A 19,589-nucleotide genomic window follows, 5' to 3' on the forward strand; every position below is an offset into this window, starting at 1 on the left:
CCAGACTTATTTGGCAATATGTGTCAGCCAATGGCGAGGTTTGTTGTCCGCCAGCTGAACGATGCTATCGACCTTGCCCGTCATTACCCAGGCCATGGGCTGCTGATGGAGAGGAAGCATTATGATCTCATCCTTGACCACTTGCAGTGCCTTTGTTTGCAGTTCGAGCCGCTTGGTTCTGTCCATCTGCGTCGATGCTTCAACAATCAGCTTGTCGACCTCAGGATAAGACCATCCGCCCCAGTTGAAGACACCGGCATTGTCCGTCTTTGTCTGGATCATCTGAAGCAGGATGGAATAGCTGTCGAGCATTGGCTCATTGGCCCAGCCGATCAGATAGACGTCCGCCTTGCCATTGGCGCGTTTTGGCGTTTGTGCGGCTGCTGGCGCAATATCGAGCTGAGGCTTGAAACCACCGCGACTGAGCATATTGATCATGCCCTGGCACAGTTCTTCCTCATTGACATAAGCATCAGTGGTGCAGACGAGTGTGAATGGCAAGTCTGTGGCTCCGGCCTCTGCCAGAAGCTTTTTGGACAGTTCCGGATCAAATGCCACCGGCTTGTCGAGCGCTTCCGTATAGCCTGGAATTTCCGGTGCAATGATTGCTCCGGCAGTTCTGGACTTGCCGCGCATGATGCGCTTCTGGATCAGTTGCGGATCGAGCGCATGGGCAAATGCCTGACGCACGCGCAGATCGTTGAACTTGTTCTCCGTGCCATTGTCGAGCTTGGCCTTGCGGTTGAAACCGATCATCACGGTCCGAAGATCGGTACGCTCCATGACTTTAAGGTTTGGCTGGGCCGCAAGGCGCGGAATATCCTGCGATGGGGCGCTATCGGTGAAATTGACCTCCTCCGATAGAAGTGCCGCAACGCGGGTTGCTGCCGAAACAATAGGCGTAAACTCGATGCGATCGACATTGGCGTCGGACTTGTCCCACCACTGCGTATTCTTCACCAGAATGGTCTTGCTGTCGGGCACCCGGCTTTCAACGATGAAAGGGCCAGTGCCATTGGCATGATAGGTCGCATAGCCTTCCAGCTTTGCACCCACATCGGTTGGCTTCAGCGAATTGTTGTCTGTCAGCCAAGTCTCATCGAAAATATGAATATTGGTAATGATCGTTAAGGAGCAGCGGGTAAGGCCCCGTCAATTCAATATCGATCGTATAATCATCAACCACCTTGGCTGATTTATAGGCCGGCAGATTACCGCGAAGCGGCGATGTCTTGTCGCTCACGCGTGTCAGAGAGGCCAGCACATCCGCAGATGTAAACGTTGCGCCATTGTGGAATTTGACACCCTGACGCAGGTGAAAGCGCCAGACATTATCCGAGACAACTTCCCATGAGGTTGCAAGAGCAGGCTCAATCTGCAATTTCGCGTCATATCTGACGAGGCCCTCATAAACATGGTTCAGGAAGGCGATCGTATAGCTATCCCCGTAGGAATAGGGATCGAGCGAGTAGATGTCACGGGGCGCGCCCCATTTCAAAGTTTCGGCATGACTGGGTAAAATGAGGGTCAATGCCACCGTGGCCGCTAGGCCTAGTTGCTTAAACATTCTGGTTGTGCTCCGCTTCTGGATGTTGGTCGCCCCCTTGAACGGAGGTCTTCCCTTGCTTATCGGATAGCGCCGAAGCGCTACCAATCACTCGCTCATGCGCGTCAGCCAGTGCCGTGGCTTGTTATCAGCCCGGATTACGACACTCTCAATCTTGCTGCTTGTGGCCCATGCCATTGGCTGCTGATGCAGCGGGATCATGATTGCCTGATCCTTGGCGAATTTCAGTGCCGCAGTTTCAATTGCCAGCCGCTTTTCCCGGTCCTGCTCCAAGGCGGCGTCTTTCACCATTTTGTCGAGTTCGGGATAAGACCAGCCACCGTAATTCGCCACGCCATCGGCGCCGTTGCGGGTGGAAAGCACCTGAACCAATATTGAATAGGCATCAAGCGTAGGCTCATTTGCCCAGCCGACCATATAGACATCGGACTTGCCGCTCGAACGCTTGGGCGTCTGCACAGCACGCGGTCCTATATCGAGCGTTGGCTTGAATCCCGCCCGGCTCAACATGTTGACGACACCTGAGCAAACGTCCTCCTCGTTCACGCTTTCGTCATTCATGCAAAGATAGGTAAAGGCCAGATCAGTCTGCCCGGCTTCGGCAAGGAGCTTGCGGGACAATTCCGGATCATAGGTTGCAGGCACGTCAAGCGTGGCATCATAACCGGGGATCTCGGGTGCAACCAAAACGCCTGCCGGATGCGCCAGTCCGCGCATGACCTTCTTGTTGATCAGGTTCCGGTCAATGGCGTGATCAAATGCCTGCCGGACCCGCAAATCATTGAATGGATTGTCGCGGCCATCGGTCAATTTTTCGCGGCGGTTAAAGGCAATCGAAATCGTGCGCAAATCGGAGCGCTTGTCGACCTTTATGCCCTGCGTTGCTTCAAGGCGGCTGATATCCTGAATGGGAGCCGCATCCACCAGATCGACCTCGCCGGACAAAAGCGCTGCAACCCGCGTTGCCGCCGAAGTGATCGGGGTGAATTCAATGCGATCGAGATTGTGCTTCTTCTCGTCCCACCAGCCTTCATTCACGACGAGCGTCGTCTTGCTGTCCGGCACGCGGCTTTCCAGCTTGAAAGGCCCGGTGCCATTGGCGTGGTAGGTTGTATAACCTTCAACCTTAGCGCCGACATCGGTGGGCTGCTCGCTCTTATTATCCGCAAGCCACTTCGCGTCGAACATGAAGATGTTTGTCATATCATTGAGAAACAACTGCGATGGCGCTGAAACCTCGATATCGACCGTGTACTGGTCGACCTTCTTCGAGCCGGCATAGAGCGGAATATTTCCTCTCAAAGGCGATGATGGCGCGCTGACCCGCTTGAGCGAAGCAATGACGTCATCGGCGTCAAAATCCGAACCATCATGAAACTTTACGCCTTGGCGCAGCTTGAAGCGCCAATATTTATTGTCGATCAGCTGCCACTCCGTGGCCAATGCCGGAACGACTTCAAATTCCGGCGTGTAACGCACCAGACCTTCGTAAATATGGTTCAGAAAGGCGAGATTTGAGGTCGAGCCATAGGAATATGGGTCAAGGGAGAATATGTCCCTCTGCCCTGCCCATTTTAGCGTCGCCGCCTCTGCGGCTGTTCCCAATAACAGGATTGATGTCACCGCCATCAGAATGGATTTTCGCATTCGCATCATCAATGTTTCCCTCTTCCGCGAGTGCCTTTTGCAAGCTTGACCGCGATTTATTGAAAGCATAGGGCCATAAGGATTTCGCTTTGTCAACGATATTGTCGACAATTTTACGAGGGATTGGCACCAATATGATTGACAAGCCAGAGCATCGCGTTGAGCGGGCGCGTCTTGGTTGGGAGCAAAGCCGCTGCTCGAATCTATACCATTCCGGCAGTTCTTTCGCGGCGAACAAATCTTGGTTTGACCTACCTTAACCCTATTGCCGCAAATAAAGTGAACCATAAAAGAAATTGGTTGCGTCGTTGTTTATTGTTAAATAGGCTAAATTTTAGTGGAAAGTGCGACAAGCCTTGGAGACGCGCTTTATATTCTCATTTATACACCAAGGCATGCGTCTCACATTTGTGAACCATTCTTCATATTGATCCGCTTTTGAAGGTTTCCCATGCCCGTTCGTGCCAAACCTGCTGCAAATTCCGGGCACGCCCTTGAGCGTCTGCGCATATTGCTGAGTTCTGTTCCGCTGGGCGGCGAATTGCGCCTTCCACCGGAGCGTGAATTGGCCGAAGAAATCGGTGTGGGACGGCGCGCTCTTCGCCGAGCGCTTGAGGTTCTGGAAGATGAAGGCCTTATCTGGCGTCAGCAGGGCAAAGGAACTTTTGCCGGTTCCCAACAGGTCTCAAGCACGCTGCGGGTCAGCAATCTGGCAGAATTTACCAATCCGCTTGAGGTGATGGAGGTGCGCATTGAAATCGAGCCGGTTCTCGCACGCATCGCTGCCACGAAAGCCACACCCGTTCTTATACAGCAGCTGGAAAGGCTCGCATCCAAGGCAAAAGATGCCACCGACATTGATTCCTGGGAGCTTTGGGACGGCGCGTTCCATCGCAAGATCGCGGAATCTGCGGGCAATCAACTTTTCATTCTCTTCATGGGAATGATCGACCAGATTCGCCAGAACGATGCCTGGCGTCACTTTCGTGAACGGACCCGGTCCTCGGGTCGCACAACCCTTTCAGTAGAGCAGCACGACGCGGTGATCGAGGCTATCCGCCGGTTCGACCCTGCCGAGGCAGAGGCTGCCATGCGCAAGCACCTGCTCTCCATTCGCAGCGCAGTCATTGAAGCCATGCAGCTTACAGACAGCGTGGCGCCAGTTTGGGACGTAGCGCCCAATGATAAAATCAGCAGTAAAAAAAGTTCAACTACAGAGGGAATCCAATGAACTGCATCAAGAAACTCCTTTTAACCGCCGCCATTGTTGGTTCGGCCTCCGCAGCCTTTGCTGCCGACCTGCGCATAGGTCTGCAGGATGATGCGGATATTCTGGATCCGCACCGCGCCCGCACTTTCGTCGGGCGCATCGTCTTCACCTCGATGTGCGACAAGCTTTTCGACATTAACGAAAAGCTGGAGATCCAGCCTCAACTCGCCAAGGAATGGTCCTGGTCGGAAGACGGCAAGGCGCTTACCGTCAAGCTGCGCGACAATGGCAAATTTCATGATGGCACGACAATTGACGCCGCCGCTGTAAAAGCCAATCTCGAACGGGCGAAGACGCTGCCGGAATCACTGCGCAAGAGTGAAGTCGCCTCCATCGCTTCGGTTGATGCAGTCGATGCGACAACGCTCGTGATCCACCTGGTCAAGCCGGACGCATCGCTGCTGTCGCAGCTCTCGGATCGTGCGGGCATGATCCTGTCACCCAAAGCTTTCGAGGGTGGCGATTTTGGCGAAAACCCTGTTTGCTCGGGTCCTTACAAGTTCGTCGAGCGCATTCAGAATGACCGCATCGTTCTTCAGAAATTCCCGGATTATTGGGACGCGGCAAATTACAAATATGACAAGCTGACCTTCATTCCGATCTCGGACTCGACAGTGCGCCTGGCAAATCTGCGCTCGGGCGATCTTGATCTTATCGAGCGTATTGCCCCTTCTGATATCGAAGCCGTAAAGGGCGATTCCAATCTGGCATTTTATCCAGTCACCGGAACCGGCTATCAGGCTTTGACCTTCAACATGAAGAAGGGTGACAAGGATACGTTTCCGATCGGTCATGACAAACGCATTCGTCAGGCTTTTGAACTGTCTATCGATCGCAACGTCATCAACGAGGTCGTCGGCCAGGGCATCTTCCAGCCTGCCTATCAGCCATTTCCACCAACCAGCTTTGCCTATGACAAGAAGTTCGAAAGCCGCCAGCGCGATGTGGCCAAGGCCAAGGCATTGCTGGCCGAAGCTGGTCATGAGCGCGTCAAGCTGGAAATTGCTTTCGGCAATAACACCGCCTCGCAGCAAATCTATGAGCTGATTCAGGCAATGTCGGCCGAGGTCGGTTTTGATATCTCGCTGCGTCCGACAGAATTTGCCGCGCTGCAATCGGCGCTGAAGGACGGCTCCTTTGAAGCCGGTCAGAGCGGCTGGTCAGGTCGCGCCGATCCGGATGGTAATATCCACGCATTTGTAAGCTGCAAGGGCAATCTCAATGACGCTCATTTTTGCAGTGAGAAAGTGGATGCGCTGCTTGAAGAGGCCCGCAGCCTGACCGACCCGGTCAAGCGCAAGGCGCTTTATGATCAGGTCCAGGAGATTACCCAGGACGAACTGCCCATCGTCTACCTTTATTACCAGCCATGGCCATTTGCGGCACGTGCCAATGTAAAGGGTTTCACGGCCTATCCTGATGGCATGATCCGCCTGAAGGGCGTTTCAACCGAAGGTTGATCTTCATGGGCTGGGGCGGCCCATCCGCGGCCGCTCCCTTGCCTTCCCGTTTCCAGTTTTAAAGTGTTGCCCCATGATCGAGATTGTTTTCAGACGATGCATCGTCGTCCTGCCCACGCTGCTTCTCGTGTCCATTATAGTATTCGGTATGCAGAAGCTTCTTCCCGGCGATCCAATCCTCACTATGGCAGGCGAGGACCGGGATCCGCAAACGATTGCCTATCTGCAGGAGAAATATCGTCTCAATGATCCGATCCCCGTCCAATATGTCGCCTGGCTCGGACAGATCTTGCGGGGCGATCTTGGAATTTCTTTGCGCACCGAGCAGCCCGTCCTTAGTCTGATTGCGCAGAAACTTCCTGTCACTATCCAGCTGGCCGCATTTGCCATGGTCATAGCCTTTATAATCGGCGTGCCCGCAGGCATTATTTCTGCGATACGCAAGGGCACGGCCACGGATTATGCAATCAATGTCGTGGCATTGTCCGGCCTTTCAATTCCCAATTTCTGGCTTGGCCTCATGCTCATTTTGCTGGTATCGGTGCAATGGCAATTGCTTCCGGCTTCCGGCTACACCTCGCCGCTGGAAGATCTCGGCCAGAACCTGCGCACGATGATAATGCCGGCCTTTGTTCTGGGAACCGGACTTGCCGGTGTTCTCATGCGCCACACCAGATCCGCCATGCTCGGTGTATTGCGCTCCGACTATGTGCGGACGGCGCGAGCCAAGGGGCTCAATGAAAAGACAGTGATCCTGCGCCATGCGCTGAAAAACGCGCTGGTTCCGATCATCACCCTATCGACGCTGCTGTTTGGTGAATTGCTCGCGGGCGCTGTTTTGACCGAACAGATATTCACCATTCCCGGCTTTGGAAAATTGATCGTCGATGCCGTTTTCACCCGTGATTATGCCGTAGTGCAAGGCGTGGTGCTTTGCACGGCCGTCGGCTTCATCCTGATGAACCTTCTCGCGGATATTCTCTATATCGTTGTCAATCCACGCCTGAGAGATGCATCATGAGTGCCATCACTTCCCATCGCAGCAGCTCTTTCAGCCGCCAATTGTCCAAATTCACGCGCAACAAGGCAGCCGTTGCCGGGGCCATTATTGTCGGCATCTTCGTGGTGCTGGCGATCTTTGCGCCGCTGATTGCTCCCTATGATCCTTTTCAGACGAGCTTCACCACGATACGCAAGCCGCCTTCCGCGCAATTCTGGCTTGGGACGGATGAGCTTGGACGCGATATTTTCTCGCGCATGGTCTATGGCGCACGCGCATCCTTGATGGCGGGCGGTGTATCGGTCGTGATTGCGGTCATTGTCGGCGTGCCCTTTGGCTTGCTTGCCGGATATTTCGGCGGCTGGATCGATGGCGTTATTTCGCGTCTGGTCGATGCAATGCTGGCCATCCCCTTCCTCATTTTTGCGATTTCACTGGCCGCATTTCTGGGTGCCAGCCTGACCAACGCCATGATCGCCATTGGCCTGTCAGCCGCGCCGATCTTTGCCCGCCTCACAAGAGGACAGGTTCTATCGGTCAAGGCGGAGGAATATGTGGAGGCAGCGCAGGTCATCGGCCTGCGGCATCCGCGCATCATCCTGCGCTATATCCTGCCGAACTCAATTCCTCCCGTCATTGTACAGGCTACGCTGACGATCGCGGCGGCTATTATCGCAGAAGCCAGCCTGTCTTTTCTCGGCCTTGGCCAGCAGCCACCCAATCCTTCCTGGGGTTCAATGCTGAATACCGCCAAGAACTTCATCTCGCAGGCACCCTGGATGTCGCTATGGCCGGGGGCTGCAATCTTCCTCGCCGTTTTGGGCTTCAACCTTCTTGGTGATGGCCTGCGCGACGCAATCGACCCGCGCGAATACTAAGAATTCATACAAAGGAGGAACAATAAATGTTTACGACGAGACCGGAAATTTTGGGCACCTTTGGTGTTGTGACCTCGACGCATTGGCTCGCCTCGGCAGCTGGCATGGCAATGCTGGAACGTGGCGGCAATGCCTTCGATGCTGCGGTAGCCGCTGGCTTTGTGTTGCAGATTGTGGAGCCCCATCTTGTCGGGCCTTCCGGTGAAGTGCCTATCATTCTTTACTCTGCGCAGACACAAAAGACGGAAGTCCTTTGCGGGCAAGGCGTGACGCCGCAAGCGGCAACCATCGAAGCTTACAAGGCGCTGGATCTTGATCTCGTCCCTGGTTCCGGACTTCTGGCCGCCGTTGTGCCCGGCGCGTTTGACGCATGGATGGTTCTTCTGCGTGATCACGGCTCCATGAAGCTGCGGGATGTGATGGAACCTGCGATCCATTATGCCCGGCACGGGCATCCGCTGCTTCCGCGCGTTGCCAACACCATCAAGGACAATGCCGATTTCTTCGCCAAGGAATGGCCGACTTCAGCGGCAACCTGGCTGCCCGGCGGCATAGCTCCTGAAGCCAAGAAACTGTTTTGCAATCCTGTCCTTGCCGATAGCTATCAGCGCATTGTCGACGAGGCTGAAGCAGCAGGCGGAAATCGTGAAGCCACGATAGAGAAAGCGCGCGATGCGTTTTATCGCGGTTTTGTGGCAGAGGCGATCGATCGTTTTTGCCGCCAGACCGAGGCCATGGACACCAGCGGGCGTCGCCATAAAGGGCTTTTGACCGGCGATGACATGGCCGGTTGGAGCGCCACATATGAAGTCCCGCTGACCTATGATTATCATGGCTGGACTGTTGCCAAGACAGGCCCTTGGGGACAAGGCCCGGTATTCCTCCAAACATTGGCGCTGCTCAAAAAGCTTGATATTGCCGCCATGAAGCCGGACAGCCCCGAATTCATACATACCGTAACCGAGGCCATGAAACTCGCTTTCGCTGACCGGGAGGTTTATTACGGCGATCCGGATTTCGTGGATGTTCCAATGGAAGCGCTTCTGTCTGATGCATATAGCGATCAGCGGCGTGCGCTCATCACCAATGAAGCATCGATGGAATTGCGGCCAGGCACGATTCCGGGTTTTGAGGCTCAGCTCAAGACGGCAATGTCACAAGTTCGCTATGCCGGTGCCAGCGGTGATATTGCACCGGGCGCGGGCGAGCCGACAATGGCGCATTTGCGCACTGAAAAGCGCGGCGACACTGTTCATATCGATGTCATCGATAAATGGGGCAATATGGTTTCCGCCACGCCGTCGGGTGGTTGGCTGCAATCATCACCAGTTATTCCCGAGCTTGGCTTTGCGCTCAACACGCGGGCGCAAATGTTTTGGCTGGAACCCGGCTTGCCAGCCAGCATGGCCCCGCTTAAACGTCCCCGCACCACATTGACGCCATCGCTGGCGCTTTATGAAGGAAAGCCGCGTCTGGTTTTCGGAACGCCGGGCGGCGATCAGCAGGACCAGTGGCAATTGGCAATGTTCCTGCGCCGGGTCCATCACGGCCTCAATTTGCAGGAAAGTATTGACCTGCCCTTGTTCCATACCATGCATTTCCCCTCCTCCTTCTATCCGCGCGAGGCAATCCCGGGCCGCCTTGTTGTTGAGGAGAGCTTTGGCCGGGAAACAATCGATGCGCTCAAAGCACGTGGCCACGATGTCGAGATTGTTCCCCAATGGTCGGTCGGGCGGTTGACCGCCGCCGAGCGGGACCCGGATGGCATTTTGCGGGCAGCTGCAACGCCGCGCCTCATGCAGGCCTACGCAATCGGGCGCTGAAACATCGGCGTTCCGGCGTCGAAACTTGGCGGTCTCCAGTTAAGGAAACAATATGTTCGGTATTCCTGTTTTTGAGTTGTCTTTGCTGGTGGTCGGACTGCTGGTTGCCGGCGCAGTGACCGGCCTGCTTGCCGGTCTGTTCGGTGTCGGTGGCGGGGCGGTTGCCGTTCCGGTTCTCTATGAATTGTTCCGTTTCATGGAAGTACCGGAAGAAGTCCGCATGCCGCTATGCATCGGCACGTCTCTGGCCATCATCATCCCGACCTCGCTGCGCTCCTTTTATGCCCATAAGGCCAAGGGCGCCGTGGATATGACAATCCTTGGCAAATGGGCTGTACCTGTCGTGCTCGGCGTGGTTCTTGGCAGTTTTATCGCACGCTATGCTCCCGCCGATCTTTTCAAGATCGTTTTTGTGGTGGTTGCAGGCGCTTCGGCGATCCGCCTTCTGTTCGGCAATGATAAATGGCGTCTTGCCGATGACCTTCCGGCTGGCTGGCTCATGCGCTTTTACGGGCTTTTGATTGGCGTTCTCTCATCACTCATGGGTATTGGCGGCGGACAATTGTCAAATTTGTTCATGACGTTCTATGGCCGCCCTATCCATCAGGCGGTGGCGACATCATCAGGCCTCGGCATATTGATCTCAATTCCCGGAACGCTTGGCTATATGTATGCAGGCTGGCCGCGCGCGTCGGAGTTTCCCGATGTCGTTGCCCTGCAATTCCCCATTGCCATCGGCTATGTTTCGCTGCTGGGGCTTGCCCTTTTCATCCCGACCACGGTTCTGACTGCCCCGATCGGAGTGAGGCTTGCGCATTCCTGGTCCAAGTCAAAGCTGGAAATGGCCTTTGGCATTTTCCTTCTGCTGATCTGCCTTCGCTTCCTTGCCAGTGTTCTTTTCTAAGCTTCAGACGAGAGATACAAAATGACCCCTCCCATTCTTTCCGTCACCAAGCTGCGTACCTCCTTTTACAATGATGGGGCGTGGACGCCGGTCATTCGCGACATCTCATTTGACATCGCGCCGAAGACGACGGTGGCTATCGTCGGCGAATCCGGTTCGGGCAAAAGCATGACCGCACTGTCGATCATGCGGCTGCTGCCGGGTGGCAACAGCAAGGTCGAGGGCAATATTACACTGGCAGGGCGATCGCTTCTGGATCTGCCGGAGCGGGAGATGCGCAATGTGCGCGGCAACGAAATTGCCATGATCTTTCAGGAGCCGATGACCAGCCTCAATCCAAGCCTGACCATTGGATTTCAGATCGCCGAAGCCTTGATGCGCCACCGCAATATGAGCCTGACCCAAGCCGAGGCTGAAGTCATCCGGCTTTTGGACCGCGTGCGCATCCCTTCTGCAAAATCGCGCGCCAACGACTATCCGCACCGGCTGTCCGGCGGGATGCGTCAGCGGGTCATGATCGCCATGGCTCTTGCCTGCAAACCGAAGCTCCTGATTGCGGATGAGCCTACCACCGCGCTGGATGTGACCATTCAGGCTCAAATTCTCGAACTCATCCGGGACTTGCAGGATGAGGATGGAATGGCCGTCCTCTTCATAACGCATGATATGGGTGTGGTTGCCGAAATTGCCGACCGCACTATCGTGATGTTACGCGGCGATGTTGTCGAAAGCGGCGATACCGCCGATATTTTTGCCAATCCCCAGCATGCCTATACGCGCTCGCTTTTGTCTGCCGTGCCGAAGCTTGGCTCCATGATCGGCAAGACACGGCCGCTTCGCTTTCCCCTGGTCGATCAGCAGACAGGTATTGCAGCTGAGCCGCCAGAGGGCATTGATACGGTTGAGGCTACAAAGCCAATTCTAGAAGTAAAAAACCTGACCAAATATTTTGACATCCGCAAAGGCGTGTTGCGTGGGCTGGCTGGCCGCGTGCATGCGGTCGAGAATGTCTCGTTCAATATATATCCCGGCGAAACCCTTGCTCTGGTTGGCGAGTCCGGCTGCGGCAAGTCAACAACGGGCCGCTCGATTGTACGGCTGACCGCGCCGACAAGCGGCTCGATCCGGCTTGCCGGGGATGACATTCTGAATATCGAAAAATCCTCGTTCCGCGACATGCGCAAGCGCATGCAGATGATCTTTCAGGACCCCTATGCCAGCCTTAATCCGCGTATGCGCATCGGCGAGAGCATAGCCGAACCAATGATTGCCCATGGCACCGAAACGCCCAAACGTGCGCGCGAACGCGTGAGCGAGCTTTTGAAGAGCGTCGGCATGAGCGGCGATGTCTATGACCGCTACCCGCATGAGTTCTCCGGCGGCCAGCGCCAGCGCATATGCATCGCCCGCGCCCTGTCTTTGGGACCGCAGCTCATCATTGCCGATGAGGCGGTTTCCGCGCTCGATGTTTCCATCAAGGCACAGGTGATCAATCTGATGCTGGACCTGCAGGAAAGGTTGAAACTCGCCTTCCTGTTCATTTCACATGATATGGCCGTGGTTGAACGCATAAGTCACCGCGTGGCAGTGATGTATCTTGGTGAAATTGTCGAGATCGGAACGCGTGCAAGCGTGTTCGGCAATCCGCAGCATCCCTATACACGCAGGTTGCTCTCTGCAGTGCCCATGGCTGATCCAAGCCGGCGCGCCGGCAAAAAGCGGTTGGTCAATGATGAATTGAAGAGCCCAATCCGCGCTGTCGATTATCAGGTTCCGATCCGCCAATTCAAGCAAGTGGGGCCTGACCATATGGTTCAGGAGTGGGGAGCCGAGTGGGGTTGATCGCCGCCCCGTAGGGTCTAAAGTTCGTTGTCTACCATATCCGAAACGCATTCCTTCAGCGGGGCGACCAGCTCCCACATGCGGCGTTCGTCATTCACCGTAATTTGAGCAGTGCCACGCAGCGCCAGCGGCGTGGCACGCTGCAATACAACATATCCAAAGCCGGATTTCTGTTCGACTTTAACAGTGGGCGCATTGTTGGTTTCGTCCCAACGGAGTTTTAAAAGCTCTTCGTCGACGCTGCCCTCAATCGCCCAGGAAATAGTGATCATGCCCTGCGAGGATGCGAGGACGCCGTATTTTGCTGAGTTCGTCGCCAGCTCGTGCATGGCCATTCCTATATGCAAGACTGCGGGCGCTGCGAGGATCAATTGAGGCCCGTCAACGGTTATGAGCCCATCATGTTTAAACGGTTTCAGCTGATCATTGATCAGCGTTCTCAGATCGCCGCCTTTCCAATCTGTTGAAACCAGAACGTCATGCGAGCTGGCGAGCGATGCTATGCGTTCATTTATCTGGCGTTGAAACTCCTCAACGCTCTGCGTTCGCTTTGCGGTTTCACGAATGATGGACATCATGACCGCATACTGGTTCTTCACGCGATGATTGACTTCGCGAAGCAAAAGCCGAATGCGCCGCTCATTGTCACGCGAAACAGTGATGTCACGCGCGATTTTTGAAGCGCCGACAATCCTGCCATTCTCGTCCTTGATGGGTGAAACAGTGAGCGAGACGGGAATGAACGAGCCGTCTTTTCTGACACGAAGAGTTTCGAAGCTTTCAACCACCTCACCAGCCCGGACACGGGAGATTATCTCGTCTTCTTCGCTCTGATGACTCTCGGGGATGAGAATGCGAATGCTCTTGCCGATGACCTCTTCCGCCTTGTAGCCGAAAAAGTGCTCGGCCGCCGGGTTCCAGCTCGTAATGATACTGTTTAGATCCTTGCTGATGATTGCATCAAATGAACTATCAACGATGGCAGCTAATCTGGCGGCTACCAGATGGTGTTCTTCGTCCGCATTCACTTATCCATTCTCCACAAGATCAGCCAGAACATGCAATGGTCAGCTTCGGTACAGTATCAACTGGCTTCGCATTAGCAAGACAAGGTTTCTGGTAAGCCACACGAAACCCCATCTGCCGATGCGAAAAGCAACAAGCCGGTTATGCCTCGGTTTTTTCACCTGGATATGCATTGGTTTTGAGAACTTTGGCAAGATGTGCGGTGTTTCGTGCCAGCATCGCCAATGTATTGGTGACGACATCAGGTACCTTTGTCAAATCCACAAAATTGACGCTGCCCATGGCCTCCCCTACCCAGTAACTCACGGCATTTGGTGCAAGCGAAAAACCCACATCGTTCAAGGCCTGATAAAGTTCGGCAGAGACATGATGCGCCCCGTCTTCATTGCCAACAACAGCCACGGCTGCAACCTTGCCATAGGTGAGCATGCGGCCTTGATCATCCGTTTCTTCCAGAAAGGCATCCATGCGTTCGAGCGCGCGCTTGCAAACACTTGAAGGCTGGCCCATCCAGATCGGCGTGCCAAGAATGAGTATGTCGGATTCAAGCAGTCTCTTTCTTATGGAGGGCCAGTCGTCCCCCTCACCCTCATCGGATTTCACGCCGGGTTTGACGTTGAATTCGGCAAGACGAAGCGATGAGGTTTCAACGTCAAAGGGCTCAAGAGATTCGGCAATCAGATCAATCATCCTTTGTGTTGACGACTGTCCATCGACCTTCAGCGTGCAATTAATGGCAAGTGCTTTAAGCGTCATGATTTCAGAACCTTTTGGTGGTTGTCCGAAAGGAAACCGTCCATACAGTCCAAGGTTCCGAATTAGCTCAATTTATCACGGTGGCGAGGGCCGGATGGGGATTGCAACTGCAACGCCCCGATGTATCTTAACACCATCTAATATGGGCAATAAATTTGACCGATGAATCACTTTCTGAAAAGAATCCGTCCAAGCGGATGCCCCGTTGGATCTTTTGGTCGATCCTGACTGCTGCTGCCTTTATAATATTGTTGGTTCTTGGCATTGGCATCACCTATCTCACGATGATCTCCAATGTCAGGCACATCAAGGTCACGTCCGATGAACTGGGCGAAAACCGTCCTGCCAAAGCGTCACCATCGGCGATAAATATCCTTCTGGTAGGGTCGGATCGCCGGGAAGGAAATGATGCGGCTCGTTTTGGCGAGCGCACGGATACAATCATGCTGGTGCACCTGCCTGCCGACCGCAGTGAACTGACCATCATCAGCTTTCCGCGGGATTTGCGGGTTCGGCTGCCCGGATGCGTCGCGCGCAATGGCCTGCCGGGACAAAGGGCGCAGCGCGGCATTATCAATTCATCATTCAGTACCGGGGGCATCGGGTGCATCTGGAAGACCATTGAAACGCTCACCGGCATCCATATTGATCATTTCGTCATTGTCGATTTCACGGGGTTCAAAACGCTGGTGGATGCGGCCGGCGGCGTCGAGGTCTGTCTGCCCGAACCGATCCACGATACCTATGTTCCCCTCGACCTGCCATCCGGTTTGCAACTTCTGCGCGGGGAACAGGCTCTCGGCTATGTCCGGGTGCGCCATGGCCTGAGCAATGGAACCGATATTGGGCGCATCCAGCGGCAGCAACGCTTCCTGTCTGCCTTAGGGCAAAAGATCATGGGTGGCGGCATGTTGCTCAATCCTGTCAAGCTGCTCCATTTCGTGGGCGTGGCCAGTGGATCCGTCACGACCGATCCGGAGTTTACGCCCGGCCTGATGATAAAACTTGCCCTCGCCGTGCGCGTGATATCGTCTGATAATATCCGGTTTCTAACGGCACCATGGCATGATTCCGCCAATTATCCCGGCCGCGTCGAATTGCTGGAGGGTCCGGCAAAGAGGCTGTTCCGCGCAATTGCGCAGGAGGAACCGTTCAACCGGAACGACCTTCGAAAATCCGAACCGGCAATAACACCGCCCGCAGAACAGATGCCGGAACAGAAGAACGCTGCTCCCGCTCCATCTCCAGCCGCCATACCGCCCGAGCCCTGCTCCTAACTTGCTTGCAATTCTGAATTGACAAGCCACCGCTTCACAACGCTATGATGGTTTGCGCCAACAAGCTTGGAGGAAATTATGGACGCACTTGCAATTCTCGTCAGTATCATCGCGGCAATGGCGATCGGTGCCATGAGCCCCGGTCCGAGCTTTGTGCTCGTGTCGCGCATTGCCCTTTCCAGCTCTCGCGCCCATGGTCTGGCTTCGGCGCTGGGCATGGGTGTTGGCGGATTTATTTTCGCTTCCTTGGCCGTATTGGGACTGACAGCGCTGCTGATGCAGTTCGAATGGCTCTACCTTGCCTTCAAGATAATCGGCGGCGGCTATCTGATTTATATGGCCTACCGTATTTGCCGGGGCGCCTCAGCGCCGCTTGATACGGGTAAATCGGTGCGTGGTTCCAAGGAAATGACCGTGTATCGGGCATTTTTCACCGGCTTGATTACCCAGCTCAGCAATCCGAAAACATCGATCTTCTACGCCAGTATCTTTGCTGCCGTACTGCCCGCTGATCCTGCCAAATGGCTGCTTTTTGCAATCCCGGTTTCGTTGTTTCTGGTGGAAGCGGGGTGGTATACAATCGTCGCCCTGGCATTTTCCGGTTTCCGCATGCGCGCCCTCTACAGCCGCCTGAAAAAATGGCTGGATTACTCCGCGGGCACGGTCATGGGCTTCCTGGGCATCAAGCTGATTGTCGAGGCCTTCAATCGCAAGATCTGATTGGCATCGCAATCAGTATCATTGCAATTTCATTTGCAGAACGAAAGGGCCGTCTTGACGGCCCTTTATCTTACAAAGCTGATTGGCAGACCTGACGATGGATGGCGGATGACATCCATCTCAATGCCATAAATTGCACCAAGGCTTTCCGATGTCATGATTTCATCAGGCGTACCGCGAGCGATCAGCTTGCCGGAGTGCAGCGCAATGATTTCATCGCAATAGCGGGCGGCCATGTTCACATCATGCAGGACGACCACGACGCCAAGCCCTTTCTGGCGCGACAGACGATGCACCAGCGACAGGATTTCAACCTGATGTGCCACGTCCAATGCGGAGATCGGCTCGTCGAGCAGCAGCCATTCTGCATCCTGTGCCACCAGCATAGCCAACCAGACGCGCTGGCGTTCGCCGCCCGAAAGCGTATCGACCAGACGATCAGCAAAGCCGCCAATATCGGTCAGTTCAATCGCTTCTTCGACCTTTTCACGATCCTGCTTGCTAAAGCGGCCAAGTGCGCCATGCCAGGGATATCGACCCAGCGCCACCAGTTCCTTAACCAGCATGCCATCGGCTTGCGGCGTATATTGCGGAAGATAGGCGACCTTGCGGGCAAAGGGACGAGCGCCCCATTCTTCAATAGCCTTGCCTTCAAACAATACGGTGCCCGAGCTTGGCGACTGCTGCCGGGCGAGGATCTTTACCAGTGTGGATTTTCCAGATCCATTATGACCGATAAGACCGGTCACGCGGCGCGACTGCAATTTCAGCGAAAGCGGCTGCAGCAATGTTCGCGATTCGATGGCAAAGCTCACATCGCCAAGTTCCAGCAAAGCCTCATCCACGGCCTGCGAGGCTGAGTGCATCTGGTTCTGTCCGGCGATTTCGGTCATTGACCACTTCCTTAAAGCTATTGTTCGGCAGCGTTACTGGATACGGAAAGGCACTGTAAAACTCTGCTGCGAAACCGTTACTTCTTCAGGAGCGGAAGGAACCGGCGACGCGTTGCGAACAGCATTGAGCACGCTCTGGTCCAATTGACCAGATCCGGAACTGCCAACAACGCTTGATGCAACAATATCGCCGGAACGCGAAACAACGAACCTGACAGTGACAACCCCTGTTCCATCTGCTTTTGCGCGTTTTGTACGGCGCACGAGATAAGATTGAACCCGTGTGCTCCACTTCTGCGCCTGGCGAGCCGACGACGCACTTGACGACGCTACCTGGCGTTTTTCTTCAACCGGCTTATCATTTATCACCTTGGCAGTGACAGGCTTTTCAACCTTGCGGACAATCTTCTTTTCAACAGGCTTTTTTGGCTTTTCCTGCGCGGGACGTACGACCGGCAGCGGCACTTCAACCTCTGGCAGTTCAACCAGTTCTTCGGTCTGCTCTTCGAGTGGCTCGACCTCTTCAGGTACCGGCTCCGCCTCAGCCACTTCTTCGACAGGTTCTACCTGCGGTTCCGGCTCAACTTCCGGCGTTGCCGCTTCCTGTTCGGCGACCTCCGGCTCTACCGGTTCCGGTTCGATTGCGGGCTCTTCCTTTACCGGCTGAGCAACAACCGGTGCCGGCATCGGCTCCATGTCGATCATGATTGGCGCGGCGATATCACCGCCTTCATCTTCCGGCTGATAGGTGTGAATCGCCAAGGCGGCACCAGCATGGACGGCAACCACAACAATACCGGCTATCGTCCAGCGTCCGACTTCAGACCAGTTGGGGTGCAACAATCCGCCCATGAGGGTGCTCGGCCTGTTTGTCATTACTGCGCGTTTCCGCCTGGTGCAGCGAGCGGTGCGCTTTCGAGACCGACCAGCGCGATCTTGAGGTAGCCGTTGGAACGCAGATTGTTCATCAGGTCCATGAGCGAACCATAGTCAACCGACTTGTCTGCTTGCAGAAAAACGCGGGTTTCCTTGTCGCCCTCGGTTTGTTGATCAACGAAGCTACCAAGCGTGTCAGCTGTCACCGAATTATTGCCGACTGAGATTGTCTTGTCTTCTTTGAGCGTAAGATAAAGCGGCTGATCCGGCCGCGGTACGGGTGTTGCCGTCGAGGCGGGAAGATCGACATTGATATCGACCGTTGCCAGTGGTGCGGCAACCATGAAGATGATGAGCAGGACCAGCATGACATCGATAAAGGGTGTCACGTTGATTTCGTGGTTTTCCTGCAATTCGTCGTCGGAAACATTGTGCCTGATACCGCCAGCCATTTTTGTGCTCCTACTCGGCAGCTGCGTGACGCAGCTGCCTTGCCGCTGTGGCAGCGGAAGGCACGCAGGCATAGTCAACGTCGCGGCTGACCAGACGCTCGACCCCTGCCGAAGCATCCGCAAGGAGCTGGCGGTAGCCGGTGATTGAGCGGGCGAAGACATTATAGATGACAACGGCGGGAATAGCCGCAACCAGCCCAATGGCCGTTGCCAGCAGCGCCTCGGCGATGCCCGGTGCAACAATGGCAAGGTTGGTCGTCTGGGATTGCGAAATGCCGATGAAGGAATTCATGATACCCCAGACCGTACCGAACAGGCCGACAAAGGGTGCGGTGGAACCGATGGTCGCGAGCACGCCAGTGCCGCGGCTCATGCGGCGGCCGGCCTGGGCTTCGATGCGCGAAAGACGCGATGCAACGCGTTCCTTCAAACCATCCGCACTTGTGTGCGCCTGCGCTTCTTGAGAAAGACGCACTTCCTCGCGTGCGGCATTGACCAGCAGAGCGCCCGGCCCTCCCCTCCCCTCAAGCGCCCGCTCGGCATCTTGAAGTGTGCGCGCACTGCCAATGGCATTGAGGGCGCGATAGGCACGCATTCTGGCACCGGCCAGTTCAAGCGTTTTGGCCAGCCACACTGTCCATGTCACCAGCGAGGCGAAAGCCAGACCGATCATGACGCCCTTGACCACCCAGTCAGCAGCCATGAACATGCCCCATGGCGAAAGATTATGCGGCAAAGTTGCCTTGGCATCGGCTGCCGGAGCGGTTGGCTCTACGGCTGGTGCGGCAGTGCTAGCCGGTGGAGTTACCTGCATTGATGGCGCTGGCTCGGCAGCTGGCGTGGAGGGCTGAGGTGCAACAGGTTGCACCTGCTGTGCAGTCTGCACTGCCGGTGCCGGATTTTCCTGCGCTGTCGAAATGGACGGAACGAGACCACCGAAGACGATTGCCAGACCGAGAGCACTTGTTCTCAGACCATACAATATTGAACCTGATGATAGAGGCATCGTGGCCATTGCTCGCATCTTATCGGTATCCTTATTTTGTCCTGCGGCTCGTCCGGATTGCCGGACGTATCTCATGCGCAGAGGGCAGTCGCATGGCGGCTTAATATTTATGACTTTAATAATCAAGTATTATTTGGCGAAAATCAATCCTCTCGACAAAGGATTGCCTTCTCATTTGAAAAAACAGCCAAG

At 55.2% G+C, this 19,589-nt stretch carries 16 protein-coding genes and 1 pseudogene; 9 read left to right on the plus strand and 8 right to left on the minus strand.

The annotated features are described in order from the left end of the window. Nucleotides 1–6: 6 nt before the first annotated feature. Together QFZ34_RS01320 and QFZ34_RS01325 are read right to left on the minus strand one after the other, a co-directional pair. Nucleotides 7–1,567 (minus strand): annotated as a pseudogene (locus tag QFZ34_RS01320) (ABC transporter substrate-binding protein). 87 nt (nt 1,568–1,654) lie between these two features. Next, entirely contained in the window at nt 1,655–3,220 is a 1,566-nt protein-coding gene (locus QFZ34_RS01325) for an ABC transporter substrate-binding protein (RefSeq protein WP_370878666.1), read from the minus strand. 445 nt (nt 3,221–3,665) lie between these two features. On the opposite strand from QFZ34_RS01325, the gene QFZ34_RS01330 reads away from it, so the two are divergent. From QFZ34_RS01330 to QFZ34_RS01360, 7 genes are all read left to right on the plus strand, one after another. Continuing rightward, on the plus strand, nt 3,666–4,445 hold the full coding sequence (locus QFZ34_RS01330) for a FadR/GntR family transcriptional regulator (protein WP_115053760.1): 780 nt from the start codon (nt 3,666–3,668) through the stop codon (nt 4,443–4,445). Next, a complete protein-coding gene (locus tag QFZ34_RS01335) occupies nt 4,442–5,944 on the plus strand; it encodes an ABC transporter substrate-binding protein (protein WP_307275818.1) in 1,503 nt (500 codons plus the stop codon). Before QFZ34_RS01330 ends, QFZ34_RS01335 begins: the two co-directional genes overlap by 4 nt. Nucleotides 5,945–6,017: 73 nt before the next feature. Further along, entirely contained in the window at nt 6,018–6,965 is a 948-nt protein-coding gene (locus QFZ34_RS01340) for an ABC transporter permease (protein ID WP_307275822.1), read from the plus strand. After that, the gene (locus tag QFZ34_RS01345; protein ID WP_307275825.1) at nt 6,962–7,822 is read left to right on the plus strand and encodes an ABC transporter permease; all 861 of its coding nucleotides are present in this window, start codon (nt 6,962–6,964) and stop codon (nt 7,820–7,822) included. Before QFZ34_RS01340 ends, QFZ34_RS01345 begins: the two co-directional genes overlap by 4 nt. A gap of 26 nt (nt 7,823–7,848) precedes the next feature. Continuing rightward, nucleotides 7,849–9,645: a gamma-glutamyltransferase family protein gene (locus tag QFZ34_RS01350; RefSeq protein ID WP_307275828.1), complete on the plus strand. Its 1,797-nt coding sequence runs from the start codon at nt 7,849–7,851 to the stop codon at nt 9,643–9,645. A gap of 52 nt (nt 9,646–9,697) precedes the next feature. Beyond that, entirely contained in the window at nt 9,698–10,549 is an 852-nt protein-coding gene (locus QFZ34_RS01355; protein WP_115053755.1) for a sulfite exporter TauE/SafE family protein, read from the plus strand. Between the two features lie 21 nt (nt 10,550–10,570). Beyond that, a complete protein-coding gene (locus QFZ34_RS01360; protein ID WP_307275833.1) occupies nt 10,571–12,391 on the plus strand; it encodes an ABC transporter ATP-binding protein in 1,821 nt (606 codons plus the stop codon). A gap of 17 nt (nt 12,392–12,408) precedes the next feature. Here the strand turns inward: QFZ34_RS01360 and QFZ34_RS01365 are convergent, their stop codons facing one another. After that, nucleotides 12,409–13,419: a PAS domain S-box protein gene (locus QFZ34_RS01365; protein WP_307275835.1), complete on the minus strand. Its 1,011-nt coding sequence runs from the start codon at nt 13,417–13,419 to the stop codon at nt 12,409–12,411. 139 nt (nt 13,420–13,558) lie between these two features. Further along, complete coding sequence (locus QFZ34_RS01370) at nt 13,559–14,173, minus strand: flavodoxin family protein (RefSeq protein ID WP_307275838.1); 615 nt, start codon at nt 14,171–14,173, stop codon at nt 13,559–13,561. Between the two features lie 155 nt (nt 14,174–14,328). On the opposite strand from QFZ34_RS01370, the gene QFZ34_RS01375 reads away from it, so the two are divergent. Both QFZ34_RS01375 and QFZ34_RS01380 read left to right on the plus strand, forming a co-directional pair. Beyond that, nucleotides 14,329–15,450 carry an LCP family protein gene (locus QFZ34_RS01375; protein WP_307275840.1) on the plus strand — a complete coding sequence of 374 codons (1,122 nt, stop codon included), beginning with the start codon at nt 14,329–14,331 and terminating at the stop codon, nt 15,448–15,450. Nucleotides 15,451–15,528: 78 nt separating this feature from the next. After that, complete coding sequence (locus tag QFZ34_RS01380) at nt 15,529–16,170, plus strand: LysE family translocator (protein WP_307275842.1); 642 nt, start codon at nt 15,529–15,531, stop codon at nt 16,168–16,170. 65 nt (nt 16,171–16,235) lie between these two features. Here the strand turns inward: QFZ34_RS01380 and QFZ34_RS01385 are convergent, their stop codons facing one another. Genes QFZ34_RS01385 through exbB form a run of 4 tightly spaced genes read right to left on the minus strand, consistent with a single transcriptional unit; the run spans nt 16,236 to nt 19,415 of the window. Beyond that, nucleotides 16,236–17,036, minus strand: coding sequence for an ATP-binding cassette domain-containing protein (locus tag QFZ34_RS01385; RefSeq protein ID WP_370878667.1), 801 nt, complete (start codon nt 17,034–17,036; stop codon nt 16,236–16,238). 60 nt (nt 17,037–17,096) lie between these two features. Further along, nucleotides 17,097–17,939, minus strand: coding sequence for an energy transducer TonB family protein (locus QFZ34_RS01390; protein WP_115053749.1), 843 nt, complete (start codon nt 17,937–17,939; stop codon nt 17,097–17,099). After that, nucleotides 17,939–18,391: a TonB system transport protein ExbD gene (gene exbD, locus QFZ34_RS01395; RefSeq protein WP_307275850.1), complete on the minus strand. Its 453-nt coding sequence runs from the start codon at nt 18,389–18,391 to the stop codon at nt 17,939–17,941. Before exbD ends, QFZ34_RS01390 begins: the two co-directional genes overlap by 1 nt. A 10-nt stretch (nt 18,392–18,401) precedes the next feature. Next, a complete protein-coding gene (gene exbB / locus QFZ34_RS01400; RefSeq protein ID WP_307275852.1) occupies nt 18,402–19,415 on the minus strand; it encodes a tonB-system energizer ExbB in 1,014 nt (337 codons plus the stop codon). Between the last annotated feature and the right edge of the window lie 174 nt (nt 19,416–19,589).

The sequence above is a fragment of the Phyllobacterium ifriqiyense genome, from assembly GCF_030817885.1.
Lineage (GTDB): Bacteria > Pseudomonadota > Alphaproteobacteria > Rhizobiales > Rhizobiaceae > Phyllobacterium > Phyllobacterium ifriqiyense.